General features: G+C 56.6%; 21 protein-coding genes. 16 read left to right on the top strand and 5 right to left on the bottom strand.

Features of this window, described 5'->3' with window-relative positions; genetic code table 11:
* The first annotated feature begins 157 nt into the window (after positions 1–157).
* The 6 genes from ACQE3E_RS03045 (at position 158) to ACQE3E_RS03020 (ending at position 11,663) form a co-directional block, all read left to right on the top strand.
* Complete coding sequence (locus ACQE3E_RS03045; RefSeq protein WP_313729120.1) at positions 158–3,097, top strand: EAL domain-containing protein; 2,940 nt, start codon at positions 158–160, stop codon at positions 3,095–3,097.
* Between the two features lie 202 nt (positions 3,098–3,299).
* Positions 3,300–4,757 (top strand): TrkH family potassium uptake protein, encoded by a 1,458-nt coding sequence (locus ACQE3E_RS03040; protein ID WP_064031632.1) that lies wholly within the window; start codon positions 3,300–3,302, stop codon positions 4,755–4,757.
* An 85-nt stretch (positions 4,758–4,842) separates the two neighbouring features.
* Positions 4,843–5,769 carry a protein translocase subunit SecF gene (secF, locus tag ACQE3E_RS03035; protein WP_064031587.1) on the top strand — a complete coding sequence of 309 codons (927 nt, stop codon included), beginning with the start codon at positions 4,843–4,845 and terminating at the stop codon, positions 5,767–5,769.
* A 110-nt stretch (positions 5,770–5,879) separates the two neighbouring features.
* Positions 5,880–9,560: a pyridine nucleotide-disulfide oxidoreductase gene (locus ACQE3E_RS03030; RefSeq protein WP_313729121.1), complete on the top strand. Its 3,681-nt coding sequence runs from the start codon at positions 5,880–5,882 to the stop codon at positions 9,558–9,560.
* Between the two features lie 269 nt (positions 9,561–9,829).
* Positions 9,830–11,119 (top strand): sodium:proton antiporter NhaD, encoded by a 1,290-nt coding sequence (gene nhaD, locus ACQE3E_RS03025; protein WP_409521103.1) that lies wholly within the window; start codon positions 9,830–9,832, stop codon positions 11,117–11,119.
* Between the two features lie 334 nt (positions 11,120–11,453).
* Positions 11,454–11,663 (top strand): cold-shock protein, encoded by a 210-nt coding sequence (locus ACQE3E_RS03020; RefSeq protein ID WP_054760518.1) that lies wholly within the window; start codon positions 11,454–11,456, stop codon positions 11,661–11,663.
* A gap of 112 nt (positions 11,664–11,775) precedes the next feature.
* On the opposite strand, the gene rimO is transcribed toward ACQE3E_RS03020, so the two are convergent.
* Genes rimO through ACQE3E_RS03000 form a run of 4 tightly spaced genes read right to left on the bottom strand, consistent with a single transcriptional unit; the run spans position 11,776 to position 14,041 of the window.
* Positions 11,776–13,086 carry a 30S ribosomal protein S12 methylthiotransferase RimO gene (gene rimO / locus ACQE3E_RS03015; RefSeq protein WP_313729122.1) on the bottom strand — a complete coding sequence of 437 codons (1,311 nt, stop codon included), beginning with the start codon at positions 13,084–13,086 and terminating at the stop codon, positions 11,776–11,778.
* Between the two features lie 18 nt (positions 13,087–13,104).
* Complete coding sequence (locus ACQE3E_RS03010) at positions 13,105–13,437, bottom strand: TusE/DsrC/DsvC family sulfur relay protein (RefSeq protein WP_313729123.1); 333 nt, start codon at positions 13,435–13,437, stop codon at positions 13,105–13,107.
* Positions 13,428–13,721, bottom strand: a complete 294-nt coding sequence (locus ACQE3E_RS03005) for a DsrH/TusB family sulfur metabolism protein (protein ID WP_064031591.1) — start codon at positions 13,719–13,721, stop codon at positions 13,428–13,430. Before ACQE3E_RS03005 ends, ACQE3E_RS03010 begins: the two co-directional genes overlap by 10 nt.
* Positions 13,721–14,041, bottom strand: a complete 321-nt coding sequence (locus tag ACQE3E_RS03000; protein ID WP_064031592.1) for a DMT family transporter — start codon at positions 14,039–14,041, stop codon at positions 13,721–13,723. Before ACQE3E_RS03000 ends, ACQE3E_RS03005 begins: the two co-directional genes overlap by 1 nt.
* A 79-nt stretch (positions 14,042–14,120) precedes the next feature.
* Here ACQE3E_RS03000 and ACQE3E_RS02995 point away from each other — a divergent pair, with 79 nt between their 5' ends.
* From ACQE3E_RS02995 to ACQE3E_RS02975, 5 genes are all read left to right on the top strand, one after another.
* Positions 14,121–14,867: a flagellar brake protein gene (locus ACQE3E_RS02995; RefSeq protein WP_313729124.1), complete on the top strand. Its 747-nt coding sequence runs from the start codon at positions 14,121–14,123 to the stop codon at positions 14,865–14,867.
* 175 nt (positions 14,868–15,042) lie between these two features.
* Positions 15,043–18,486: a transcription-repair coupling factor gene (mfd, locus tag ACQE3E_RS02990; RefSeq protein WP_313729125.1), complete on the top strand. Its 3,444-nt coding sequence runs from the start codon at positions 15,043–15,045 to the stop codon at positions 18,484–18,486.
* A 21-nt stretch (positions 18,487–18,507) separates the two neighbouring features.
* Positions 18,508–18,696, top strand: coding sequence for a hypothetical protein (locus ACQE3E_RS02985; RefSeq protein ID WP_313729126.1), 189 nt, complete (start codon positions 18,508–18,510; stop codon positions 18,694–18,696).
* Positions 18,690–18,989, top strand: coding sequence for a type II toxin-antitoxin system RelE/ParE family toxin (locus ACQE3E_RS02980; RefSeq protein ID WP_064031596.1), 300 nt, complete (start codon positions 18,690–18,692; stop codon positions 18,987–18,989). The genes ACQE3E_RS02985 and ACQE3E_RS02980 overlap by 7 nt, the downstream gene beginning before the upstream one ends.
* A 281-nt stretch (positions 18,990–19,270) precedes the next feature.
* Positions 19,271–20,269, top strand: coding sequence for a hypothetical protein (locus tag ACQE3E_RS02975; RefSeq protein ID WP_313729127.1), 999 nt, complete (start codon positions 19,271–19,273; stop codon positions 20,267–20,269).
* A gap of 68 nt (positions 20,270–20,337) precedes the next feature.
* Here the strand turns inward: ACQE3E_RS02975 and ACQE3E_RS02970 are convergent, their stop codons facing one another.
* Positions 20,338–20,718: a lipocalin family protein gene (locus tag ACQE3E_RS02970; protein WP_064031599.1), complete on the bottom strand. Its 381-nt coding sequence runs from the start codon at positions 20,716–20,718 to the stop codon at positions 20,338–20,340.
* Positions 20,719–20,890: 172 nt separating this feature from the next.
* On the opposite strand from ACQE3E_RS02970, the gene ACQE3E_RS02965 reads away from it, so the two are divergent.
* The 5 genes from ACQE3E_RS02965 to ACQE3E_RS02945 all read left to right on the top strand — a co-directional run bounded on the left by ACQE3E_RS02965 (position 20,891) and on the right by ACQE3E_RS02945 (position 26,124).
* The gene (locus ACQE3E_RS02965; protein ID WP_313729128.1) at positions 20,891–21,289 is read left to right on the top strand and encodes a DUF805 domain-containing protein; all 399 of its coding nucleotides are present in this window, start codon (positions 20,891–20,893) and stop codon (positions 21,287–21,289) included.
* A 564-nt stretch (positions 21,290–21,853) separates the two neighbouring features.
* Positions 21,854–23,722 (top strand): thiamine pyrophosphate-binding protein, encoded by a 1,869-nt coding sequence (locus ACQE3E_RS02960; protein WP_313729129.1) that lies wholly within the window; start codon positions 21,854–21,856, stop codon positions 23,720–23,722.
* Positions 23,723–23,735: 13 nt separating this feature from the next.
* Positions 23,736–24,494, top strand: coding sequence for an SDR family oxidoreductase (locus tag ACQE3E_RS02955; protein WP_313729130.1), 759 nt, complete (start codon positions 23,736–23,738; stop codon positions 24,492–24,494).
* 8 nt (positions 24,495–24,502) lie between these two features.
* The gene (locus ACQE3E_RS02950; protein WP_313729131.1) at positions 24,503–25,312 is read left to right on the top strand and encodes a citryl-CoA lyase; all 810 of its coding nucleotides are present in this window, start codon (positions 24,503–24,505) and stop codon (positions 25,310–25,312) included.
* Entirely contained in the window at positions 25,309–26,124 is an 816-nt protein-coding gene (locus tag ACQE3E_RS02945) for a citryl-CoA lyase (RefSeq protein ID WP_313729132.1), read from the top strand. Before ACQE3E_RS02950 ends, ACQE3E_RS02945 begins: the two co-directional genes overlap by 4 nt.
* Positions 26,125–26,244: the final 120 nt, after the last annotated feature.

Here is a 26,244-nt window from a genome sequence, read left to right as displayed (position 1 = left end):
TTGGTCCTTAACGCGATGGGACTAGCTTAAATTGGCCGTGTGACAGTGGAATGAAGGTTTGTTTAAGGTTGTGTGACAACCCGATCCGGCGCGAAAGGGCTAAAATAGCGGAAGGCTCGGCCGGGCCTGACACCGCATAGGGCACCACGAGATTAGGATGAGTCGAAAAACCATTGCCGATTTGATGACCAGGGAGGTCGTGCAAGTCGCGCCCGCGACACCGCTGGCGGATTGCGCCGATATGATGGCGCGCCGCCGCATTAGCTCGTTGGTCATCGGCGAACAGCAAATGCCGCTCGGCATTGTCACCGAACGGGACATGGTCAAATTGCTCGGCAACGGCACCGATCTGGCGTTGCCGGTCGGCGATTTCATGGCCGCCCCACTGATTACCGCGCCAGCGGACACCGATTTCCGGGACGCGGTTCATCTGCTGATCCAGCACGGAATACGCCATCTGGCGGTGGTTGACGACGAAGGCCGGCTCACCGGCATCGTCACTGAAACCGATTTTCGCCGGCACAGCGGGATCGAGGAATTCGTCGGGCTGCGCACGATCGCCAGCATCATGGACACCAACGTGCTGTCGCTACGCCGCACCACGACCGTCGGCGACGCCGCCATCCGCATGCACGCCAACCGCGCCAGTTGCGCGATCGTCGTCGACGGCGTCAAGCCGGTAGGGATCGTCACCGAACGCGACATGGTCCGCCTTTATCGCCGCCAAGCCGCCGATATGCTGGTCGGCGACGCGATGAGCAGTCCGGTGCTCAGCGTGTCTCCCGAGCATCTGGTCATCGACGCGGTTCAACTGATGCAGACTCGCGGCGTCCGTCACCTGGTCGTTGTCGACGACCGGGGCGACATGCTGGCCACCGTCGGCGAACACGACGTGGTCAAGCACACCGAAGGCCAGTACATCGACCTGCTCAATCAGATCATTCACGAACAACTGGACGAATTGCGCCAGCACCAAGCCAAAATCGCCGAGCTGACCTATCAGGCGGCACTGTTGGCCAGCGAAAACCGGGTCCTGGAAAAACAACTCAAGCTCGATGCGATCATCGAAAACGCACTGGACGCTATCGTGCTGATGGATGAAAGCGGGGCCATCAGCGGCTGGAACCATCAGGCGGAAACGATGTTCGGTTGGCCGAGGGACCAGGCCTTGGGCCGGAAACTGTTGGAAACCATCGTGCCGCCGATTTATCGGCAGCAGCATCGAGAAGGCGTGAGGACCTTTCTGGCATCCGGCGCCAACCGCCTGAACATGCGCGTCGAAACCCTGGCGATCGATCGGCAGGGCCGGCATTTCGCGGTGGAATTGTCGGTTACCTTGGTCGAAACCGCGCAAGGCCGGGAATTTGCCGCATTCATTCGCGACATCTCCGAACGCAAGCGCAACGAGGACGAAATGCGAGTGGCCTCGCTGATCTATCAAAACAGCGGCGAAGCGATGATGGTCACCGACGCCAACGGGGCGATCCTGAACATCAATCCGGCCTTTACCGAATTGACCGGCTATCGGCTGGACGAAGTGGTCGGCAAAAAACCGCGCATGCTCAATTCCGGCCGCCACGATGCCGGCTTTTACCAGGAAATGTGGCATCGTTTGAACACTTGCGGCTCCTGGCAGGGCGAAATCTGGAATAAGCGCAAAAACGGCGAAATCTTTGCCGAGTGGCTGACGATCAATACGATTTTCGACGAAGCCGGCGCGCCGCACCGGCGTGTGGCTCTGTTCTCCGACATCACCGAAAAGAAGCGCGCCGAGGAATTGATCTGGACCCAGGCCAATTTCGATCCGCTCACCGGCCTACCCAACCGCCGGATGTTTCAAGAACACCTCAGTTTAGCCGTCAAAAAATCCGAGCGCAGCGGCATTCCGCTGGCCTTGATGTTTATCGACCTGGATCATTTTAAGGAAATCAACGATACGCTGGGCCACGACATCGGCGATAAATTGCTGCAGGAAGCGGCTCGGCGTCTGAGCGGCAGCGTGCGCGCCACCGACACGGTCGCGCGCTTGGGCGGCGACGAATTTACCGTGATTCTCGAAGACATCGAGTCGCCGAGCGCCACTTCGCGTATCGCCGAACATATCCTGGAAAAACTGGCGACCAGTTTTCATGTGGAAGGCGAGGTTTTTTACATTTCGGCCAGTATAGGCATCACGTTTTACCCGGACGACGCCGAGGCGCTCGACGACTTACGCAAAAATGCGGATCAAGCGATGTACGATGCCAAGCACCAGGGTCGCAATCGCTATAGCTACTTTACCTCGGACATGCGCGAAGTCGCGCTGAATCGACTGAGCATCGTCAACGGCCTGCGCCAAGCCCTGGCCAACGCCGAACTCAGACTCTACTACCAACCCATCGTCGACCTGCGCGACGGTTCGGTTTACAAGGCCGAAGCGCTGATCCGCTGGCAACATCCGCAACGCGGCCTGATTGGGCCGGATATTTTCATCCCGCTGGCCGAAGAACAAGGCTTGATCCTGGATATCGGCGACTGGGTTTTCCGGCGGGCGATCCGCCAAGTCGGCGAATGGCGGGAGCGCTTTCGCCCCGATTTCCAGATCAGCGTCAACAAGTCGCCGGTACAGTTTCAGACCGATCAAACCTTTTACAAGAACTGGCTGCAAATTCTGCTCGACGCCGGTTTGCCGGGCGACAGCGTCACGATCGAAATCACCGAGAGCCTGACCTTGGGCGGCAAACCCATCGTCGCCGAAAAGCTGCAACTGTTTCGCGATGCCGGCATCCAGGTGGCGATCGACGACTTCGGCACCGGCTACTCGTCGCTCGCCTACCTGAAGCGCTACGACATCGATTTCCTGAAAATCGACCGCAGCTTCGTCCGCAACCTGGACAGCAACGAGAACGACCGGGTGTTATGCGCGGCGATGATCGCCATGGCCCACACGCTGGGCATGCAGGTCATCGCCGAAGGCGTCGAAACCGAACGGCAGCGCGACTTGCTGGCCGCGGCCGGCTGCGATTACGCGCAAGGCTATTGGTATACCGTTCCCTTGCCGGCGGAGCAATTCGAGCAATGGTTGCTCGACTCCGGCCGAGCAAGCTATACCAAATGAATCGCCTACGGTTTCTTCGCGCGATTTCAATCCCGGCGGACTCCGGTTGGCAATTTCCGGCGCGATGGAGCGCGCGGCGATTGAATTTTTAGCCGCGCGCCAGGTTTGCTACAATTTACGGTCGCGCCCGGCGTCGCGCAAGACCTTGCGCTACCGGCAACCCATGATCGATCCGTTCCCACTCCGGCAACCTCGGGGCACTATGCAACGTTTTTGTACATTAGGATTCGTACTCGGCCTGATATTGATGGTCTTCGGCCTGACTTACGCACTGCCCATCGCCACCTCGCTCTACTTCGACGACGGCATGGCCGATCATTTCGTCCGCGGCATGTCGCTGAATATCGGCCTTGGCAGCGTGCTGGCCGGTCTGACGATGCGCTTTCGCGGCGACATTAAAACCCGCGACGGCTACCTACTGGTCGCCTCGTTTTGGATATTGATGTCGGCGGCGGCAACGCTACCGCTACTGTGGGGCATCCCTGGCCTGTCGTTTACCGACGCTTTCTTCGAAACGGTTTCCGGCTTTACGACCACCGGCGCCACGATATTGATCGGTCTGGACGCGCTAGCGCCGTCGCTGAATCTGTGGCGGCACGAAATGGTCTGGATCGGCGGCCTCGGCATCATCGTGTTGGCGGTGGCGATTCTGCCGCTTTTAGGTATCGGCGGCATGCAGCTCTACAAAGCTGAAATCGCCGGGCCGATCAAGGACAGCAAAATCACGCCCCGCATCACGGAAACCGCCCGCCTGCTGTGGCTAGTCTATGCCGGCATCACGCTGGCGTGCATCGCCTCGCTTAAAATGGCCGGAATGAGTTGGTTCGACGCGATATGCCATGCATTCTCGGCAATGGGCCTGGGCGGCTTCTCCACCCACGACGCCAGCGTCGGCTATTACGACTCGCCGGCCATCGAACTGGTTTTGATCGTGTTCATGTTGATTTCGGCAATGAACTTCGCGCTGCATTACCAGGCCGTACACCTCGGAAGCCTAATGCCCTACAAGCAGGATGCCGAAGTGTTGCCTATGTTGGCCTTGGTCGCGTTTAGCATCTGGCTGTGCAGTTGGTACATTTGGGATAACGGTGTGTATTCCACCTTTCTCGAAAGCTTGCGACACGTGGCGTTCAACTTGGTCTCGATCGCGACCGACTGCGGATTCGCCAGCGTCGATTACGACAAATGGCCACCGTTCGTCCCCTGGTGGATGCTGTATTTGAGTTGTATTACCTGCTGCACCGGCTCTACCGGCGGGGGCATCAAGATGTTTCGCACACTGCTGCTTTGGAAGCAGGCCAGCCGGGAGATGTTCAGCATTCTCCATCCGAGGGCCATCAACCCGATCCGGATCGGCGACATGCCGATACCCAATAAGATCATTTTCGCGGTTCTGGCCTTTATCTTTATGTACTTTATCTCGGTGGTGGTGCTGACCTTTTCGCTGATTTTTTCCGGGCTGGACGCGATCTCGGCGTTAAGCGCGATTCTGGCGTGCATCAACAATGCCGGCCCCGGACTAAACCAAGTCGGCCCGGCTACCAACTATCAGAGCCTCGGCGATTTTCAAACCTGGATTTGCTCGGCGGCAATGCTGCTCGGACGTTTGGAAATTATCACGCTGATCGTGCTTTTTACTCCCACTTTCTGGAGAAAATAGTACAATTCCCAGCCTTATCGCCCGAGGGCGCCATCGCCGTCCGGCATTGGCCCCGCCACCACTTCAATTATCGGAAACCCTAGTCATGACCGCCGAACGCCATATCGACTTCCTCAGCAAGCGCAAGCTGGCTTATTTCTTCTCCGGCACCCTGTTCCTGATCTCTCTGATTTCGTTTTTCGTCAAGGGCCTGGACTTGGGCATCGACTTTACCGGCGGCAGCGTTTACGAGATGCATTACAACCAATCGGTCGACATCGACAAAATGCGCTCGACCCTGGAACAACAAGGCTTCGCCGACGCCAACCTACAAAATTTCGGCAGCTCGCAAGATATTTTGATCCGCCTAAAGCCGATCGAAAACATCAGCCAAAAGGAACTCAGCGAGAAAGTCCTGTCCGTCGCCAACAGCAGTCAAGCCCAAGCCGGCGAGCTGCGCCGCGTCGAGTTCGTCGGCCCGCAAGTCGGCGACGAATTGATCAACGACGGCGGTTTGGCGCTGTTCTTCGCCTTCGTCGGCGTCATGGTCTACGTCAGCATACGCTTCGAATGGAAGCTGTCGGTCGGCGCGATCGCCGCGCTGTTCCACGACACCATCATCACGATGGGCTTCTTCTCGGTGTTCGGCTGGGAATTCGACATGACCGTGCTATCGGCGATCCTGGCGCTGATCGGTTACTCGATCAACGACACCATCGTCGTCTACGACCGAATTCGCGAAACCGTCCGTACCAGCCGCCGCGAACCGATCGCCGACATCACCAACCGCGCCCTGAACGACACCTTGAGCCGGACCATTCTGACCTCGCTGACGGTATTCCTGACCCTGTTGGCCTTGGCATTCCTCGGTGGCAAAACCATACACGGCTTCGCGATTGCGATGTTGATCGGCGTCATCAAAGGTACTTATTCGTCGATTTATATCGCCAGCTCCTTGGCGTTAAGCCTGGGCTTGACCCGGGAAGACCTGATGCCGCCCGAAAAAGATGAAACCGTCGATCAACTGCCGTAAAACATTCCACGCAAGGAGCGCCACGGCGCGCTCCATATCGCGGCCGTGACGACGGCCGCGATGCCAGACTACGATTTTCCACTTCAAGCGAACTATCACGGAAACACTTGATGACCAAACAGTTAAACACCCGCGACCTGACTCAACTCACTTTAGGCATCCCCGGTTTCGACTATCGAGACCTGTACGACAGTCGGCGACTGAACGACCTGATGACCGTGTTCGACCTGTCGGTCGAGCAACACGATCCTAACTTGTTCAAGGAAATCGCGGCTTACCGCGCCTGCGGCGGAGCGGGCATGAGGCCCGAGGACATCTCGGAACTTCTGGTCAAAATGGCGCCGCTAGTGGGCACCTTCGTCGCGAAACTGTTCAACGTCGGCGATGTGCGCGATCAACAAATCGACAAGATTCGCGGCGAGTTCGACAGCGTGTTCACTTACCGCACGCAAATCGTCGGCAATTTGGCCAAACTGTTCAAAGGCCAGACTATCGAGGACTGGGACATCGCCGAACTCGGCGCACAGTTGGATGCCCTGCTGGCGGCAACCGGCAGATCCGAGCTATATGCAACCGATCCGGAACTGGCGGTCAGCCAGCTCGGCGCCGACTTTTGGCGTTTAACCCAAAATGCCGATCTCAGCGATGCCGACATTGCCGCATTGAAGCAACAAGTCACCGATTCACCGATATTGAGCAAGGCCGTCATCAGCGACGGCCCGGCCGCCTTCGCCGCCGCGCTGCTCGACATCGTCCGCCGCTGGAGCTTCGCCGCCAAACAAGTGCCGGAACTGCAAGCCGTCGTCGAAAAATGGCTGAGCTTCAAGATCGCCGAAAAAACCGACCTGGACAACTTGGTGGCGCACGCCAGCGTCTTGCAAGACGGCTACGAAGTCTGGGCCTGCGACGAACACCATCACCGCCGCCGCGATGGTTTTGCATTGACCGACAAGCGCTTCAAACAACGCCAGGCACTGTACGAAATCGATCACTGCATTTACTGCCACGATCGCGACAATGATTCGTGCTCGAAAGGCATCAAGAACAAAAAAGACAACACCTTCAAGGCCAACCACCTGGGTTCGTTGATGACCGGTTGCCCGCTGGAGGAAAAAATTTCCGAAATGCACTTGGTCAAGCGTCAAGGCGACAACATCGGCGCGCTGGCGATGATCATCATCGACAACCCGATGTGCCCAGGCACCGGCCACCGGATTTGCAACGACTGCATGCGCGGCTGCATTTACCAAAAAACCGAGGCCGTCAACATTCCGCAAATCGAAACCAACGTCCTGACCGACGTGCTGTTCATGCCGTGGGGTTTCGAGATTTACAGCCTGTTGACCCGCTGGAACCCCCTCAACGTCAAGCGCCCGGTCGCACTGCCCTACAACGGTAAAAACGTCTTGGTGGCCGGCATGGGGCCCGCCGGTTACACGCTATCGCATTATTTGCTCAACGAAGGCTTCGGCGTGGTCGGCATCGACGCGTTGAAAATCGAACCGCTGCCCTTGCATTTGACCGGCGACCGGGACAATCCGCCGTTACCGATCATCGATTTCCAAGCGCTTTACGAGGATCTGGATAAACGAGTAATGCTCGGCTTCGGCGGCGTCGCCGAGTACGGCATCACCGTGCGTTGGGACAAGAATTTTTTGAAAGTGATTTACCTGACCCTGCTGCGCCGCAGCGCCTTCAAATGTTACGGCGGCGTGCGTTTCGGCGGCACGATCACCATCGACGAGGCCTGGGGTCTGGGTTTCGACCACATCGCCATCGCCAGCGGAGCCGGCAAACCGACTGTCATCGATCTGAAAAACAACATGACCCGCGGCATTCGCAAGGCCTCGGACTTCTTGATGGGCTTGCAATTGACCGGCGCGGCCAAGGAATCGTCACTGGCCAACCTGCAAGTCAGAATGCCGGCCGGCGTGATCGGCGGCGGTTTGACCGCTATCGATACCGCCACCGAATTGCTGGCTTACTATCCGTTGCAAGTCAGCAAAATCACCAAACGTTACGACAAATTGGTCGCCAAATACGGCGAGGCCGAAGTACGCGGCCGTTACGACAAGGAAGAACTGGAAATCCTGGAAGAATTCCTAGCCCACGGCCGGGTGATCGAAGCCGAACGCGCCCGCGCGGCGGCGGCCGGCGAAACGCCGAACTTCCTGCCCTTCCTGAAACAATGGGGCGGCGTGACGATGTTCTATCGCAAAGGCATCAAGGATTCGCCGGCCTATCGGCAAAACCACGAAGAAATCCACGAAGCGCTGTCGGAAGGGATTTATCTGGCCGAAGGCATGAGTCCGCTGGAAGCCATCAACGACGACTACGGCCACCTAAAAGCGGTGCGCTTCGAGAAGCTGGAATTGCAGGAAGGCCGTTGGCGCACCGTCGGTGAACAGGAAGTCGCGTTGCGCGGCCTGTTTATCGCCGCCGGCACCGCGCCGAATACGATTTACCAGTCCGAACACCCACGCACTTTCGCGATGGAAGGCAAGTTCTACAAACGCCACGAACCCGACTGGCTGCAAGGCAAGGCCAAACTGGTACCGATGGCCGACGAGGCGCAAGTCAAGGTCGGCAAGCCCGCACCGTTTACCTCGTACCAAAGCGAAGGCCGTTACATCAGCTTCTACGGCGACAACCATCCGGTTTATGCCGGCAACGTCGTCAAAGCGATGGCCAGCGCCAAGGACGGTTATCCGTATATCGTCAAGCTGTTCGAAAACGAAATCGCCAAGCTGGATGCCGGAAAACAAGCCGAGCGCGACGCGGCCTGGCGGGCCATGCAGGATAGACTCGACGAATTGTTCCTGGCCCATGTCGTCGAAGTCAACCGCCTGACACCGACCATTATCGAAGTCGTGATCAAGGCTCCGGCGGCGGCGAAAAACTTCGAGCCGGGTCAATTCTACCGAGTACAGAACTACGAGTCCTTGGCGCCCGTCGTCGAAGGCACCGCGCTGGCAGCCGAAGGTTTGGCTCTGACCGGTGCCTGGGTTGACAAAGACCAAGGCCTGGTATCCTTGATTGCATTGGAAATGGGCAGCTCCAGCCGTCTATGTGCGACCTGGAAGGCCGGCGATCCGTTGGTATTGATGGGCGTCACCGGCGCACCGACCGAAATCCCGACCGGCAAAACCGTATTGTTATTGGGCGGCGGCTTGGGCAACGCGGTATTGTTCTCGATCGGCAAGGCCATGCGCGCCGCCGGCAACAAGGTGTTGTATTTTGCCGGCTACCGCAACCGCATCGACTTGTTCAAGGTGCCTGAAATCGAGGACGCTTCCGACGTCATCGTCTGGGCGGTCGATAAATTGCCGGGCAACGAGGCGATTCCGGTCACCCGTCCACAGGACAAAACGTTCGTCGGCAACATCGTCGAAGCGATGATCGCCTATGCCGAGGGCCAACTGGGCGACACCGCGTTGAAACTGCAGGATGTCGAGCATTTGATCGTGATCGGTTCCGACCGGATGATGGCGGCGGTTAAGGCGGCCCGCTTCGGCGCATTGAAGCCTTACCTGAAAGAAGGCCACGAAGCCGTCGGCTCGATCAATTCGCCGATGCAATGCATGATGAAAGGCGTTTGCGCACAATGTATGTGCAAACACGTCGATCCGGAAACCGGCGAGGAAAGCTTTATGTATTCCTGCTACAACCAGGATCAAGCGCTGGATTACGTCGACTTTCCCAACCTGAATGCGCGATTGAGGCAAAATACGGTGCAGGAGAAATTGTCGTCCTTGTGGCTAACCTATTTGTTGGAAAGCGAACGCGGCTAGAGCCAATCCAGCTCGGCCCACCGCCACCCGCCGAACCGGGTGGCGGAACCGCTCGCGAGGCGCCGCGAACCTTAGTATTCCGCGCCGGACACCTCGCCGACAGCCTTTGAAATTGGAGTTCACACGTGTTGCAGCGCACCCTGCTTGCCATTTCGTTAATTTTCCTACCGCTACTGGCCTGGGCTGACGCCGATGCCAACCAAGTCGCCCTCAACCTGACTCGGCATTGGGTCGGCTATCTGTCGATCGCAATATTCGCGCTGGCGTACATGCTGGCGATGACCGAGGAAATCACCGAGCTGAACAAGTCCAAACCGATGGTGCTGGCGGCCAGCTTGATCTGGGCCTTCATTGCTTCGATTTACGTGCAAGGCGGGATGGGCGAACAAGCCGGCCGCGCCTTCCGTGCGTGCCTGGAAAGTTACGCCGAACTGTTCTTGTTTATCATGGTGTCGATGGCCTATCTGAATGCGATGGAAAGCCGCGGCGTATTCGACAACCTACGTGTCTGGTTGCTCAGCAAGGGCTTCAGTTATCGCAAGTTGTTCTGGATAACCGGCGTGATGTCATTCTTTATGTCGTCGGTGTGTAACAACCTGACCACCGCGCTGCTAATGGGCGCGGTCATCGTCGCAATGGGCAAGCATAATAAGCGCTTTATGACGATGGCCTGCATCAATGTTGTTGTTGCCACCAACGCCGGCGGTTCGTTCAGTCCGTTCGGCGATATCACCACATTACTGGTTTGGCAAAGCGGCGTTGTGCCCTTCGTGGATTTCTATTCGCTGTTCATTCCGGCCGTCGTCAATTTCGCGCTGCCAGCCGCCGTGATGCATTTTTGGATACCCAACGAACACCCGGCCGCCGTCGGAAAAGCTCCGAAAATGAAACGAGGAGCTTTGACGATGATGGTGTTGTTCTTGTTGACGATCATTACCGCGGTCAGTTTCGAAAACTTCCTGGATCTGCCGCCCGCCGCCGGCATGCTGGCCGGACTGACTTATCTGAAGTTTTTAGGCTACTACCTGCAAAAAACCGAAGATAAACAAAAAGTCAGCGATTTTGCCCACGTTTACAAATTATTCAACGTCGAACTGCCGTTGGCCAATCAAAATCAACGCTTCGACGTGTTCAAAAACGTCGCCAATTTGGAATGGGATACCCTCTTGTTTTTTTACGGCGTGATGGTCAGTGTCGGCGGACTAAGTTTCATCGGTTATTTAACGATGGCTTCCGACGTGCTGTATGTCGGCATGGATCCGACGATCGCCAATATCGTCGTCGGCATCTTGTCGGCCTTCATCGATAACGGCACGATCATGTTCGCGGTGCTGACGATGCACCCGGAGATTTCCCAAGGCCAATGGCTGTTGGTCACGCTGACGGCCGGCGTCGGCGGCAGTCTGCTGGCAATCGGCTCGGCGGCCGGGGTTGGCCTGATGGGGCAGGTCAAGGGCGTTTACACCTTTAGCGCCCATTTAAAGTGGATGCCGGTCATCCTGCTCGGTTACGCCGGCAGTATCGCCGCGCATTTTTTATTAAACAGCCACTATTTTTAACCTACCGTAAACCGAGCGGCCAATTCGGCAACACGCGGCCAACACCCAGTTTTCTAAAAATTTCAATTACTTAATAAGAAACCACTCCCTGTACATCAAACCGATTGACGAATATTCATTTCTTTGCTCGATCGTCATAATCCATTAACACGCAAAATCCTGCTATTTTTGTGGAACGCTTGGAATAGCCATGTATAATGAAGCCGATTTAGCTCGGTATCGTTGTCGCTTTTCAAGCTCGCAATAGGATCAACAAACTTTGTTTTCCGCTTACCCGCTTTATTCACCAACCCTAGTTCCAAACAGCGAAAGCACTTTTTAGCAAGAGAGATTTATGTCAGTTCAAGTAGAAGGCAAAGTTAAATGGTTTAACGACGAGAAAGGTTTCGGCTTCATTGAGCAAGAAGGCGGCAAAGACGTATTCGTCCATTTTAGCGCTATCAACGGTTCCGGCCGCAGAACCCTGAAAGAAGGCCAAAAAGTCACGATGGAAGTGACCAACGGCCAAAAAGGCCCGCAAGCGGAAAACGTAACACCGCTGTAAATTGAACTGAAAAAGCCGCCTGACCAGCGGCTTTTTCATTTGCGGCCGATTTGCTTGTAACACGATCCATCCAACCGCACCGTTTGGCGCGGAGAGATGGCTCGTTCCGTCGTTAGAGTAAGGCACCCCACAAATCGTAGTCGTCGGCTTCCTCGATTTCGACCTCAACGAATTCGCCGACCCTCAGGTGGTTTGCACCATCGATAAACACTTGACCGTCGATTTCCGGAGCATCGCTTTTAGTGCGAGCCACGGCGCCTTCTTCGACAACCTCGTCGATCAACACCACCTCACGACGGCCTATCCGTTGCTTTAAACGTTCGGCACTGATCGCGGCTTGGTGCTCCATAAATCGTGCCAATCGCTCCTGTTTGACTTCTTCCGGCACCGCATCCGGCAACGCGTTCGCCGCCGCGCCCTTGACCGGCGAATAGGCGAAACAACCCACTCTGTCCATTTGCGCTTCGCTCAAGAATTGCAGTAGCTCTGCGAATTCCTGCTCTGTCTCGCCGGGAAAACCGACGATGAAAGTACTGCGTATCGTCAAATCCGGACAAATGCGCCGCCACGCACGGATGCGTTCCAGATTGTTTTCAGCGGCGGCCGGGCGTTTCATCAATTTCAAGATCCTGCTGCTGGCATGCTGAAACGGAATATCCAGATACGGCAAAATTTTACCGTCCGCCATCAACGGCACCACGTCGTCGACGTGCGGATAGGGGTAGACATAATGCATTCGGACCCAAATATCCAGTTCGCCCAACGCCGCCGCCAAGTCTTGGAATCGGGTTTGGTAAGCTCGTCCCCGCCAATCGCGGCTTTGATATTTCAAGTCTAAACCATAAGCACTGGTGTCTTGCGACACGACCAGCAGCTCTTTAACACCGGCGGCAGCCAGCGTTTCCGCCTCCACCATCACCTCGTCCAACGGCCGGCTGACCAAGTCGCCGCGCATCGACGGAATAATGCAGAACGTACAACGGTGATTGCACCCTTCGGAAATTTTCAAGTAGGCGTAATGCTTGGGCGTCAATTTAATCCCTTGCGGCGGCACCAAGTCCATGAACGGATTGTGCGCCGGCGGCAGATACTCGTGCACAGCTTCGACCACTTCGTCGGTCGCGTGAGCGCCGGTGATTTTCAGCACTTGCGGATGCCGTGCCAAAATCTCGTCCTGCCGCGCGCCCAGACAACCGGTGACGATGACCTTACCATTTTCAGCGAGCGCTTCGCCTATGCTGTCCAGCGACTCCTCGACCGCCGCGTCTATGAAGCCGCAGGTATTGACGATGACCAGATCGGAATCCTTGTAATTCGGCGATACTTGGTAGCCTTCGCTACGCAAGCGGGTCAAGATCTGCTCGCTATCGACCAGGGCTTTCGGGCAGCCCAAACTGATAAATCCAACACGGGGGTTACTCATTCGACATTCTCGATAACACTATAAACAGGTGGGCGGCTTGGGCAGGCCGGCGATTTTGCAGGCGTATTTCAACGGGCCTTGCGGAAACAATTTTTGCAGATAGCGGCTATTGCCTTTTTCTTCACCCAGGGTTTTGCGTACCGCGGCGGCGAACATCCGGGCATTCGGCAAATGCTGGAATTTTCGATAGTAATCGCGGATAAACAGCAAAATCTCCCAATGCGCCTCTTCGATCACCAAGCCTTCCAGACGCGCCAATTCGTCGGCGACGTTGCGATTCCACAGATCGGCACTCCGCAAAAATCCGTCATCGGTCGTAGCCAATTCGGCACCGTCGACTATCAACGCCATGTATGAGCCACCGGATGCTTGACCGTCAAATCGACCAACCCGGCGTAATCCGTCCAGGCCACGCCGGCCATCGCGGCGTCCGGCGCAAGTCCGCAGGCCTCGGCGTATTCCCGTAACACGAAAACCCCACATTCCCGATCCAGCACGCTTTGCAACAGCGGGTTATCCCGATGTCCGGCGCGAGCCGACAACGCGGCGGCATCCAACAGCACGACGTCATCGCCCGAGCCGATACGCTCCAGCCATTCCGGCCTGACCGGCGAGGAAGCCACGATATGCAACATTATTCGGTATGGGTCAGTTTCAAGCCGACGATGCCGATCACGATCAACAGAATCGAAGCCAACCGTATCCAATCGGAAGATTCCTTGAACAGGAAAATGCCGACGATCGCCACGCCGACCGCGCCCATACCGGTCCAAACGGCGTACGCGGTGCCCAGCGGTAAGGTTCTGATTGCCAACATCAACAGGTAAAAACTGCCGGCGCCGGAAATCCCGGTCACCACGCTCGGCCACAGCTTGGTAAAGCCATCGTTAAATTTAAGACTGATCGCGAATACGATCTCAGAACAACCCGCCGCCAACAGCAACAGCCAACCCATCAACTCTCCTCGGACATACGCTATAATCGGAGCATTTTACAATAGCGTTTCTGTCAAACCGCATTATTTAGCCCTGTAAATGGAAAAAGAATCCGACTACCTCGTTCGCAACGCCAAAATGATTTATGGCCATTTGACCGACTTGGTAAAAAACAAGTGCATCATCGCCGCGAATTTCGGCGAAGACAACGCTTCGTTCTTGACCACCATCGTCGAGCTCGACCAGAAAGCCAATCTGCTGGCGCTCGATGTCGCGCCCAACGAGCAACTGAACCGACAATTGCTGACTTCGGCGAAAGTCCTGTTCCGTACCGAGTTCGACGGTATCAAAGTCTCTTTCCGGGGCAAAGCCATAAAAAAAACCGAGCGTAACGGCATGGCGGTTCTAGCGATGCCGTTGCCGGACGCGATATTTTGGATGCAGCGCCGCCAGTTTTATCGAGTAAAAATTCCGCTCTCGCATAAAAACAGTTTCTGTGAAATCGAGTTTCGCACCGTGGATGAAGACAACAATCCGCAAACGCTCTCGGGGATTTTTCCGTTGGCCGATCTGAGCATTTCCGGATTCGCGATGCTGGTAAACGACACCAAGTTCTCCGAATTCCTGCAACAGGGCGCCGAACATGGCGATTGCGCGCTGTATCTAAACGACGGCAGCCGCGCCAATGTCGGCATCATGGTCCGCGATATCGCCACCATGCGGGCCGGAGCGGCCGGTAAACAGCAGCGGGTCGGCTGCCAGTTCACCCAAGTTTCGCAGATGTTCGAATCCAGCATTCAACGTTACGTCCAAGACATCGAGCGGCAACAAAAAAACATCGGTTAGCGCGCGCCAAGATCATCGGCAGACAGTCGATTCGCTCTTACGTCGGCGCTCCTCCGAAGATTCAAGCGCATACCAGCCACCAATCTCCGCTCAAGACTTTTCAGGCGACTTGCGCGGCCAGCGCGACCGTCAAATTTCAGCCACACACCTCGCCATTCTCCACCGCCAATAACCGATGACTCGCTCGCCACTCAAACTTCCCAGTCTACCCGATTCCGCCGCCACTCAAACTTTCAAAGACCTGAGCGGCTGCGGCGACTCGCTAGCGCTGGCCAGTGCGATTACCCAGGAAAAGCGCCTGTTGGTTATCGTCACCCAGGACACTCAAACCGCGCTACGGCTGGAACACGAACTGGCGTTTTTTCTCGACAACGCCTACCCCATCCTGCAATTCCCCGACTGGGAAACCCTACCCTACGACGTATTCTCGCCGCTACCCGAAATCATCTCCGAACGCCTGCGAACGCTGGCCTTGTTGCCGGAAACCAAGCGCGGCGCGCTGATCGTACCGGTCTCGACGCTGATGCACCGGCTGGCGCCGCGCGAGCACATCCTCGCTCACAGTTTTGCGATCGAAGTCGGCGGCACCTTGAGCCTGGAGCTAACTCGCGCCAAGCTGGAAGCGGTGGGCTACCAGTGTGTGTCGCAAGTCTACCAGCACGGCGAATTCGCGGTGCGCGGCTCGATTCTGGATTTATTTCCGATGGGCTCAAAACAGCCCTACCGCATCGAGCTGTTCGACGACGACGTCGAATCGATCCGCAGCTTCGATCCCGACACGCAGATGTCGCAAGACAAAATGCCAAAGATCGAGTTGTTTCCGGCCCGCGAATTCCCGTTTAGCGACGACGCGATTAAACGCTTCCGCCAGGCCTTTCGCGAACAGTTCCCGAATGCCTCGCCAAAAAACCCTCTCTACCTCGACGTTTCCAAGCAAATCGCCCCGGCCGGGATCGAATATTACTTACCCTTGTTCGTCGAACGTACCGAATCGCTGCTCGCCTACTTGCCGCAGACCGCGTTATTCGTGTTGCCGGCCGACTTCGCCGGCGACGCTGAGCGCTTTTACCACGAAGCCGACGAGCGTTATCAGCAGCGCAAATACGATGTCGACCGGCCGTTGTTGCCGCCGGAACGTTTGTTTTTGTCGACCGAGGAAATCCAGCACCACATCGCCGGCTTCAGCCGTATCGTGCTGGACAATCAAGCCGAACACGGCGAATCGCTCGATTGCAGGGTTCTACCCGATGTCGCGATCGACAGCCGCTTGAAAGAGCCCGCGCAACGCTTGCGGCAGTTTATCGAAGGCTTTTCCGGAAAGGTACTATTCGTCGCCGAAACCGCCGGCCACCGCGAAGGCCTGATCGACAAGCTAAAAAGCGTCAAGCTGAGCGCCAAACAGATACAGAGCTGGCCGGAGTTTTTACGCGGCGAAGATTCGCCCTGCATCGTCGTCGCGCCGCTGGACCAAGGCTTATGGCTTGAAGATCCAAAACTGGCCATCATCACCGAAAGCCAGCTCAGCGGCGAGAAAGTCCAGCAACGCCGGCGCCGGGCCAAATCCGCCGCCCGCGCGCTGGAAAACATCTTCAACAATCTCGACGAACTGAGCGTCGGCTCGCCGGTGGTACACCAGGAACACGGCGTCGGCCGCTATCTGGGCTTGCAGACCTTGACGGTCGGCGGCATCGAAGCCGAGTTTTTAATGTTGGAATATGCCGGCGGCGACAAAATTTACGTGCCGGTGGCATCGCTACACCTGATCGGCCGCTATAGCGGCGTCAGCGCCGAAAACGCGCCGCTGCATAAACTCGGTAGCGAGCAATGGAGCAAGGCCAAGCAAAAAGCCATGGAGCGGGCCCGCGACGTGGCCGCCGAATTGCTGGACATCCACGCCAAACGCGCCGCCCGCGAAGGCTTTGCCTTCAACATCGACAACAGCGATTACAACGCCTTCGCCGCCGCCTTCCCGTTCGAGGAAACCCCGGACCAGCTCAGCGCGATCGAAGCCATCTTGCAGGACATGGCCGCGCCGCAACCGATGGACCGCGTGGTCTGCGGCGACGTCGGTTTCGGCAAGACCGAAGTGGCGATGCGCGCGGCCTTCGTCGCGGTGCAAAGCGGCAAACAGGTCGCGGTATTGGTGCCGACTACCCTGCTGGCGCAACAGCACTATCAAAACTTCCGCGACCGCTTCGCCGACTGGCCGGTGCGCGTCGAAGTCACCTCGCGTTTCGTCACCGCCAAACAACAAACCGCGATCGCCGACGATCTGGCCGACGGCAAGGTCGACATCGTCATCGGCACGCATAAGCTGTTATCCAAAGAGATGAAATACAAGGCCTTGGGTCTGGTGATCATCGACGAAGAACACCGTTTCGGCGTCACCCAAAAGGAACATTTCAAAAAGCTGCGCTACGAACTGGATTTGCTGACGCTGACCGCGACGCCGATTCCGCGCACCTTGAACATGGCGATGGCCGGCCTACGCGACATCTCGATCATCGCCACGCCGCCGCCAAACCGCCATGCCATCAAGACCTTCGTCAGCGAATGGATAGACTCGCAAATCCAGGAAGCCTGCCAGCGCGAAATCAAACGTGGCGGCCAGGTGTTTTTCTTGCACAACGATGTCAAGACCATGGACAAGATGATGCGCGAACTCGGCGAACTGGTGCCGGATGCCCGCATTCAGATTGCCCACGGCCAGATGGCGGAGCGCGAGCTGGAGCAAATCATGCTGGATTTCTACCACCAGCGCTTCAATCTATTGATCGCGACGACGATTATCGAAAGCGGTATCGACATTCCCAGCGCCAACACCATCGTCATCAACCGCGCCGACAAGCTCGGTCTGGCCCAGTTGCATCAATTGCGCGGCCGGGTCGGCCGTTCGCATCACCGCGCTTATGCTTACTGCATCGTGCCGCCCAAGTCTTTGATGACCAAGGACGCGATCAAACGCCTGGAAGCCTTCGAAACCTCCGGCGAACTGGGTGCCGGCTTTATGCTGTCCTCGCACGATATGGAAATCCGCGGCGCCGGCGAGTTGCTGGGCGACGAGCAAAGCGGCCAGATTCAGGAAATCGGTTTTACTATGTATACCGAGTTGCTGGAACGCGCGGTGAAAGCCTTGAAATCCGGCAAACAACCGGAACTGGATGCGCCGCTAGACACCGGCCCGGAAGTGGATTTGCAAATCGCCGCGCTGATCCCGGAAGACTACTTGCCGGACATTCACGCTCGTTTGGTGCTGTACAAACGCATCGCCAGCGCCGAAACCGAAGACGATTTGCGCAAATTAAAAATCGAAATGATCGACCGCTTCGGCTTGTTGCCGGATCAAGTCAAAGCCTTGTTCGCGGTCACCGAACTCAAGCAACACGCCGCTAACCTGGGCATCAAGAAAATCGAAGCCCACGCCAGCGGCGGCCGCATCGTGTTTACCGCCACGCCGCAAATCGATACCGCCGAGTTAATCCTGATGATCCAAAGCCAGTCGCAGGTCTACAAATTCGACGGCGCCGATAAATTGCGCTTTACCAACACGTTTAAGGACATGGAGGATAAGGTGGCGTTTTTGGAGAAGTTGTTGATACGATTGGCGCCTAAATCTTGATTTTAATTTTTTGGAGGTAATATGTCGCACTGTCAAACCGCCAAGCAAGAAGCCATCGCCGCCATCAGTCTATTGCCAGACACGGTAGATTTTGAAGAAATCGTGTATCGGCTCTACGTTCTGAACAAAATATATCAGGGGCTAGAAGATGTAGAGCACGGCAAGGGCATTAGCAGCGAGATCTTGCTACGCGAAATCGAGCAATGGTAATTTGGACGCCTCGCGCCAGAACAGACCTCAAAGCCATTCATGATTACATCGCGCAGGATTCACCGCTTACTGCCAAACGCATCATCCGGGAATTGATACAAAAAACCGACAGCCTGCTGGTGTCTCCTTACCTCGGTAAAAAAGTGCCCGAGTTTGAACAACAGGAATTAAGGGAAATCGGCGTGCATTCTTGGAGAATCATTTACCAAATTAAGTTTAATCAAGCCTATGTTGTCACAGTGGTTCATAAACGCCGCGATTTCAAAAATTCGGACTTATCGATAGACCAATAAACACGCAAATCCAACTGAACGGCAATTTTTCAAATGCTAATGCAACGATTGAAGATTGAAACGTGTTGACGCTGCAAGAGAGGCTCAAACATTACAAATTGGAATTCCAGAAATGTAGATCCGATTCGTGAAACGTAACCCAACGAGTTTAACACCTTAATTCCTCCGAATAGTGAAGTGTAATCGCAGATAATGTGCATGCCAGTATCGTTTAATTAGTTACTTAAACTCACGCCAAAGACAAGTTTTCAAGCGCTTAAAATTGCCTCGTCAACAGCCAAATGAATAATTTGAATCAGAAGTTTCAAACCGATCTAAATGGCATCGCCCAGGACCTAATTTCACACTACAATCTTGAATTCAAAAAGCAAATTAATGGCCTTAGCTGCCCTCTAATGAGATGGCTGGATTTTCGCCTCCGATATATTGACCCCAAACCCAGGCAGATAGTATTTTCAGAGGTTTTCCCAAAAAAACTTCCTAAAACTGTCGAGACTGGCTTTCTTCATATACAAAAACTGATGCGTATGGGAGTAGATATAAACGCATATCAATCCAAATCAATTCAACGTTTCCACGACATTAGCGGAAAAAGAAAGGCCAAACGCACTGACCTTTTATGGGCAGACTGGAACATATTTCACTTACATATCACAGATATACCGATCAAACCAGGCGAATTATTTTCAGAGAGAAAGTGTAGCGACGGTAGAAGTTGGCTATTATTCTTCCTAGTTGAGAATGACACTTTTGCTCTAATAGATGTCAGAGAGCACAATGATGATGGATTGTTTTCAGACAACGAACTAATAATATTAGTTAATCATAGTTGGCCAAACTATATGGAACAATTTCATTTAAGAGACATACTGCCGCCACAAAAAACCATATCTCCGCGAGAAATCCAAAAACTAAGATTGGCCGGAATAAATATCCCTATTATCTTAAACGGAAAGGCATATTTTGGTCCAGGATTGGGTATTACATCCGCAGCAACCTCAACCAGGGTTATGGAGTCGACAGACAAAGCACGTCACTGGATTCGAAAAATTTCAGAAATTGCTAAAAACCCAGAAGGCCAAATTCAGAAACATATTCTAGACAACCAGATAAAACACCCAGACCTAAACTTATGCATAACTCCAAAAGGCTTGGCGATTTTTGAAGAAACGTCAAATACTGCGTTCACTGTTTTGAACCATGAAAGCCCCGAAAGTTACCTTTCAATAATCCATAATTTGGTTTTCCCTTCATGGGCCTTAAAATCACTAATAATTTAAATACACCAGCCTAAATACATACAGTTTGGCGGCTTGCTTGCGCAAAGCCGCCCTACAATTCAAAAAATCTATTTCTTGTTAAAGTGGTAAATATCCCCAAACTTGCCTTTTAACGTCATCGTTTTATCGTCCTTTTCGACCAGCGAGAAGATATCGAATTTATCCGACCGGCCCAGCAGCGAAATTTTCAATTTACCGTTTTCCACTTCGTAATTGACCGGCGATTGGTCGTAATAGCTGCCTTCGCGCGGGATATGGGTGATCGTGACCTTGCCGGCGCCAAAGGTCCACGTGTCTTCCCGCTTGATGGTTTCTTGAGTCGCCGCCGATTTTTTGGTGTATTCCAGTTTCCAACTGCCTTGTACTTCGTCGCCGGATTGCAGCGGGACATCGGCAAACGCCTGGCTTGCGACGACCGACAAAACCAGCGCTAATGTTATGTTCTTCATGTCCAACCCCCGACTTTTATTGATATAGGAGGGTCGCATTCTACGCTCCGGGCGACGTAAAGTACCTAATATTCAAGCTAGCGCGGCCGGCCGCCGTTCGTAAGAACGGGCGCGCGTCAATCCGAATGCGTTAAAATCCCAACTTGCGCCACCTTTCGGAATACCCGCGAACATGCTTCGTTACGACCGCTCCCGCTTTATCGCCCTGGGCCTACCCAGTCTTCTGAATGCCGCGTTGGTGATCTACATGCTGGAACTGCGGCCGGAGCATTGGTCCGACGACATCCGCAACGGTTTTTATTGGGCCTTGGTCGGCGGTCTCGGTCTGTTCGGCATCACGGCAATGATCAAACGCGCTCGCGATCTGGGCTCGTCGGCATGGGGAATTTTACTGGGATTTTTGTTTGCGCCGCCGTTCATGCTGCTGGTCGCCCTCATACTGGCCTTTATTCCCAGCAGCCCGGATGCCGACCGTCTGGAACCGCCGCCGCCCAGCGCTTCCTTAGCGACCTGGCAAACCGGCTTGGCGATTCTGGTCGTGCCCTGGTTGGCGATTTGGCTGTTTCGGTAACGCTTGGTCGCCAGCCACCAACCCCGGCATTCGCCAACCTGATCGATACGCCGCAATCGACACTTGGCGACTCCGATGAATTTGCGATCCACTTCGCAAATCCGTTAGCCTGAAGGCGGGCATTTCTCAGCCGTCGCTTGCATCAAATCGCGGGCAAGGCAAATTCGTTTGTTAGCCTCTTCACAGATTGGACTTGTCCTTCCAGCGCCTAAATGCCCGTCGGCGCCTCGCGATCAATCGAGCTTGCAGCAGAGCGACAACGCTTGCCGATTTTCTCAAAAAGATACAGAAAACCCGAGCGGCCTTGGAATAAAGCGTACCCCGGCCAAGCTTAGCCGCCAATCCGGCCGCGCCACCATCCGCCACGCGTAAAATCCCTCCCGATTTGGAAACGCTCCCGATTCCCCCGCGCTACCGGCGGAAATTGCTCCTCTACACTTTCTCTTCGGAACCGCACCGGCCAAGTTCGGCCAACCCTGCCGCAAGCAGCGCGGCGGCGCTGTTCCGGCACCCGAACCATTCGGCTATCGATAACCCGGTATTGTTTAACCTCGCGGGGTAACCATGAGCGCGCAAATTTCCCTGATTCATCACCATACAGACCTAATCGACGACATCGCCGATCCCAGACATGCGCAGCCGGCGGACATCGCTGATCTGCTGGTCGCCTATCTGGAACAGATGGGGGTCGAATACGTTTTCGGCGTGCCCGGCGGCGCCATCGAGCCGCTCTACAACGCCATCGCCCGTAGCAGCCGGCGCGGCGGTATCCGTCACGTGCTGGCCCGCCACGAAGCCGGCGCCGCCTTCATGGCCGACGGCTACGCTCGGGAAACCGGCAAAATCGGCGTCTGCTGCTCCACGTCGGGTCCCGGCGCCACCAACCTGATTACCGGCGTGGCCTGCGCTTACGACAACAACATTCCGATGTTGGTCATTACCGGCCAGCCGGCCCTGCCGGCGTTCGGCAAATACCCCTTGCAAGAATCCTCGTGCACCGGCATCAACACGCTGGGCATGTTCCGGCATTGCACGCTATACAACTCGTTGGTCTCCCACCCCAAGCAATTGGAAACCAAACTGGTGACCGCGCTGCAACGGGCGATTCGCGCCCCGCGCGGACCGTCGCATCTGACCGTGCCGGTGGATGTGTTCCGCAGCCCCTGCAGCCGCGGCACACCGTCCTACAACTTGGAGCAACTGCTGGCGCCGTCGTCGATGGTGGACGACGACGCCATCACCGAATTGCGCGACATGCTGGCCGAGGCCCAAAACGTCGTTCTGCTGATCGGCGGCGGCTGCGGCGAAGCGATCGGTTCGATTCTGCAATTCGCCGCGCTGAAAGGCACGCCGCTAGTCACCACGCCCGACGGCAAAGGCCTGGTCAATCCACGCCATCCGTTGTTCCGGGGCGTGTTTGGTTTCGGCGGTCACGAAACCGCCGACGCCGCGCTGCGAGACAAAGCAGTCGATTTGATCCTAGCCATCGGCGCCAACATGGGCGAGTGGAACAGCGGCGGCTGGAGCGACAGCCTGCTCAACGAGCGCCTGGTACACATCGACGAGTCCGAGGAAAACCTGTCGCGTACGCCGATGGCCCGCCTGCATGTGCGCGGCCGTATTCTGTCGGTGTTCAGCCGGCTGGTCGAGCAACTGCATCACCAGCAAAAAACCGACAATTTCGAATATGCCCGGCAGCGCGCCTCCCGCGAACACAAGGTCGACCAACACGACCCCCACCAACTGTTAAGCGCGCCGGAAAAATATCAAAGCGATGCCACGCCGCTGAAACCGCAGCGCTTGATGCGCGAATTGGGCCAACTGTTTCCGCCGACCACCCGCTTTCTGGCCGACACCGGCAATAGCGTGTCGTGGGCCGTGCATTATCTGCACCCCGGCATCGACCGGCGGGTCGGCGAACGCCGATTGGGCGGCGGCGGCCGCAAGATCACGCCGGGCCTGCGCCGCACCGACGGCGGCTGGTTGCGGGTAACGATGAATTTCGCGGCGATGGGTTGGGCGATCGGCGGCGCGATCGGCACCGCGATCGCCAACCGCCGTCAGCCGGTCGTGTGCATCACCGGCGATGGCAGCATGTTGATGAACGGTCAGGAAATTTCGGTCGCGGTCGCCGAGCGTCTGGCGGTGGTGTTTATTGTGCTCAACGATCAGTCGTTGGGCATGGTCAGACACGGCCAGCGCTTGGCCGGGGCCGAACAAATCGGTTGCGACTTGCCGCCCAGCGACTTCGCGGCCCTGGCCCGCGCCCTCGGCGCCGACGCTTACACGATCCGCTCGCCGCACGACTTGACCAATCTGAATATCGCCGCGATCTGCGCACGCAAGGGGCCGACCCTGCTTGACGTGCTGATCGATCCCGACGAAGAGCCGCCGATGAACGTGCGGATGCGCGTCCTGACCAACACCTTATAAGCGGGGCGACTTCATGAACAAACTCAGCGGTAAAACCGCGTTGATTACCGGCGGCTCCAGCGGCATCGGCCTGGCCAGCGCCAAACTATTCCTCGCCGAGGGTGCCCGGCTGGCGATCACCGGACGGGACCCGGAACGCTTGGAAACCGCCCGCCAACAGTTGGGCGACGACACGCTGGCCCTCGTCAGCGAGGCCGGTTGTCTGAACGACATCGAAGCCCTGCTGGAACAGGTCGGCCAACATTTTCAAACTTTGGACATTCTGTTTCTGAACGCCGGCATCGCCGAACCGACACCGTTGGAACTGACCACCGAAGACCAATTCGACCGCATCATGCGGGTCAATTTCAAGGGCGTGTTTTTTACGATCCAAAAAGCCTTGCCGATGCTCAAACCCGGCGCCTCCATCATCGTCACCACGTCGATCACCAACCGTAGCGGCACCCCCAATTTCAGCGTGTACGCCGCCACCAAGGCGGCCTTGCGTTCGATGGTGCAATCGTTGGGATTGACCTTGATAGGACAAGGCATACGGGTCAACGCGATCAACCCCGGCCCTATCGATACCGAAGGCTTCAACCGCCTGCCGTTACCCGGCGACGTGTTTCAAGCCATCAAAACCGATATCGAGGGCCGTTCGCCGATCAAGCGCTTCGGCGCGCCGGAGGAAGTCGCCAAGGTCGCGTTGTTTTTGGCGTCCGACGATTCGGCCTATGTCGTCGGCGAAGAAATCGTCGTCGACGGCGGCATCAGTTTAGTTTGTTTACCCTAGGAGGCATTATGAGCGCCGATCAAACCATCCCGACGATACGCACCCGCATCTGGCGGGAAGAAGCCGAGTCCGACAACCGTTTCGCCACCCGAACCGCCTATTGCCGAGGCTACGACGTTTACGGGGAAATGCTGGGCCAGGCCCGCTGGACCGATCTCTTGTATATGCTGTTCATGCCGGAAGCGCCGAGCGCCGAACAATCCGCCCTATTGGACAGCTTGGCGCTGGCGCTGGCGAATCCGGGACCGCGCGACCCGGCCGTGCATGCGGCCATGTGCGGCGGCGTGTGCGGCTCGCCGGCCGCCTCGTCGTTGATGGCGGCGTTGGCGGTCGGCGCCGGTCAGGCCGGCGGCGCTCGCGAAGTCTACAACGCGGCGAACGGCTGGCTGCGCTGCGGCACCGATTTGAACGCCTGGCGGCGTTGGCTGACCGAGTCGCTGACCGCCGATCCGGGCAGTGTCTGGCCGGCGGTCGAGCATCCGTCCGGGTTTGACGACCATGGCGCCGGCACCTCGCTACCGGTACGGCAAACCCTGGACTGCCTGGCGAAATACGGCGTTGGGCCGCGCCTGCCTTGGCTGATCGAAAATCTGGCGGCGCTGCAAGCACTGGCCGGCCGGCCTTTGGCACTGTCCGGCGTCGCGGCGGCGGCGCTAGCGGATTTGGGTTTCGACCCGGAACAAAGCGAAATGCTGTATCTGCTGTTGCGTCTGCCGGGCGCGGCGGCGCATGCCTTGGAACAGCGGCCGCTGGGTTACAAGAAATTTCCGTTCGGCGTCGTCGAATTGGAAACGCCACCGGTGGAGCAAGCGGCATGAGGGGGGCAAAATTACTCGACCGCCACGTCGGCGTCTTGAAAAGCCGGATGGGCAAGTTTTACCCCGGCAGCCACGTGGTGTTTCGCGGCCGGGATTTGCTGAGTGAATTAAAAGACATGGACTGGCTGGAGTTGTACGTGTTCGGCATCACCGGCCGCCACTTCGACCCAGCCCAACTGAAATTGCTGCACGCGATCTGGATTTACACCAGTTATCCCGACGTCCGGCTGTGGAACAATCGGGTCGCGGCCTTGGCCGGCAGTACCCGCAGCACCGGGACGCTGGGTCTGGCGGCGGCCCTGGCGGTATCGGAAGCGGAAATATACGGCGGCGGCATTTTCGTACGATCGATCGACTTTTTCAGCCGCGCGTTACGCCAACTCGAACAAGGTGGCGATCTGGAGACCTGTATTCGCGAGGAACTGACCACCCACCGCGGCATCGGCGGTTACGGCAGGCCGCTAGTCAACGGCGACGAACGCATCGGTCCGTTGTTGGATTTGGCGAAGGCATTGGGCCTGGACCAAGGCCCTTATCTAAAGTTGGCCTTGGCGGTCGAGCAAATGTTGTTGAACGGCCGCTGGCGGATGAAAATGAATTACGCCGCGCTGGTCGCCGCCTTGGGCAGCGACCTGGGCATGAGCGCGCGCGAGCTGTATTTGTTCATCTTTCCGGTATTTCTGGCCGGAATGCCGCCGGGTTATATCGAAGCCAGCGAACGCCCGGCCGGCACGCTCTACCCTACGCCGTGCGACGGCATTGTTTACGACGGATCGCCTCGCCGCACTTGGCATCCCGCAAAGCCCGACTAAACTGCGCTTCAATTATCTCTGGCAATCGATGGTCCGGGCTTGGTATGCTCCGCAACCGGCCCGGCCCATCGGTGACCCGAGCTTCGCCATCAAGACAAGACATCCATTCAGGAGCCCACC

It is taken from the genome of Methylomonas sp. MED-D (assembly GCF_050276835.1).
GTDB lineage: Bacteria > Pseudomonadota > Gammaproteobacteria > Methylococcales > Methylomonadaceae > Methylomonas > Methylomonas koyamae_A.
The sequence above is the reverse complement of the archived record's forward strand: the minus strand, read 5'-3'. Positions and strand labels throughout refer to the sequence as shown.

Coding starts and splice junctions, on each gene's coding strand:
- ACQE3E_RS03045 (WP_313729120.1), top strand. CDS start 158: ATGAGTCGAAAAACCATTGCCGATTTGATGACCAGGGAGGTCGTGCAA.
- ACQE3E_RS03040 (WP_064031632.1), top strand. CDS start 3,300: ATGCAACGTTTTTGTACATTAGGATTCGTACTCGGCCTGATATTGATG.
- secF (WP_064031587.1), top strand. CDS start 4,843: ATGACCGCCGAACGCCATATCGACTTCCTCAGCAAGCGCAAGCTGGCT.
- ACQE3E_RS03030 (WP_313729121.1), top strand. CDS start 5,880: ATGACCAAACAGTTAAACACCCGCGACCTGACTCAACTCACTTTAGGC.
- nhaD (WP_409521103.1), top strand. CDS start 9,830: ATGCTGGCGATGACCGAGGAAATCACCGAGCTGAACAAGTCCAAACCG.
- ACQE3E_RS03020 (WP_054760518.1), top strand. CDS start 11,454: ATGTCAGTTCAAGTAGAAGGCAAAGTTAAATGGTTTAACGACGAGAAA.
- rimO (WP_313729122.1), bottom strand. CDS start 13,086: ATGAGTAACCCCCGTGTTGGATTTATCAGTTTGGGCTGCCCGAAAGCC.
- ACQE3E_RS03010 (WP_313729123.1), bottom strand. CDS start 13,437: ATGGCGTTGATAGTCGACGGTGCCGAATTGGCTACGACCGATGACGGA.
- ACQE3E_RS03005 (WP_064031591.1), bottom strand. CDS start 13,721: ATGTTGCATATCGTGGCTTCCTCGCCGGTCAGGCCGGAATGGCTGGAG.
- ACQE3E_RS03000 (WP_064031592.1), bottom strand. CDS start 14,041: ATGGGTTGGCTGTTGCTGTTGGCGGCGGGTTGTTCTGAGATCGTATTC.
- ACQE3E_RS02995 (WP_313729124.1), top strand. CDS start 14,121: ATGGAAAAAGAATCCGACTACCTCGTTCGCAACGCCAAAATGATTTAT.
- mfd (WP_313729125.1), top strand. CDS start 15,043: ATGACTCGCTCGCCACTCAAACTTCCCAGTCTACCCGATTCCGCCGCC.
- ACQE3E_RS02985 (WP_313729126.1), top strand. CDS start 18,508: ATGTCGCACTGTCAAACCGCCAAGCAAGAAGCCATCGCCGCCATCAGT.
- ACQE3E_RS02980 (WP_064031596.1), top strand. CDS start 18,690: ATGGTAATTTGGACGCCTCGCGCCAGAACAGACCTCAAAGCCATTCAT.
- ACQE3E_RS02975 (WP_313729127.1), top strand. CDS start 19,271: ATGAATAATTTGAATCAGAAGTTTCAAACCGATCTAAATGGCATCGCC.
- ACQE3E_RS02970 (WP_064031599.1), bottom strand. CDS start 20,718: ATGAAGAACATAACATTAGCGCTGGTTTTGTCGGTCGTCGCAAGCCAG.
- ACQE3E_RS02965 (WP_313729128.1), top strand. CDS start 20,891: ATGCTTCGTTACGACCGCTCCCGCTTTATCGCCCTGGGCCTACCCAGT.
- ACQE3E_RS02960 (WP_313729129.1), top strand. CDS start 21,854: ATGAGCGCGCAAATTTCCCTGATTCATCACCATACAGACCTAATCGAC.
- ACQE3E_RS02955 (WP_313729130.1), top strand. CDS start 23,736: ATGAACAAACTCAGCGGTAAAACCGCGTTGATTACCGGCGGCTCCAGC.
- ACQE3E_RS02950 (WP_313729131.1), top strand. CDS start 24,503: ATGAGCGCCGATCAAACCATCCCGACGATACGCACCCGCATCTGGCGG.
- ACQE3E_RS02945 (WP_313729132.1), top strand. CDS start 25,309: ATGAGGGGGGCAAAATTACTCGACCGCCACGTCGGCGTCTTGAAAAGC.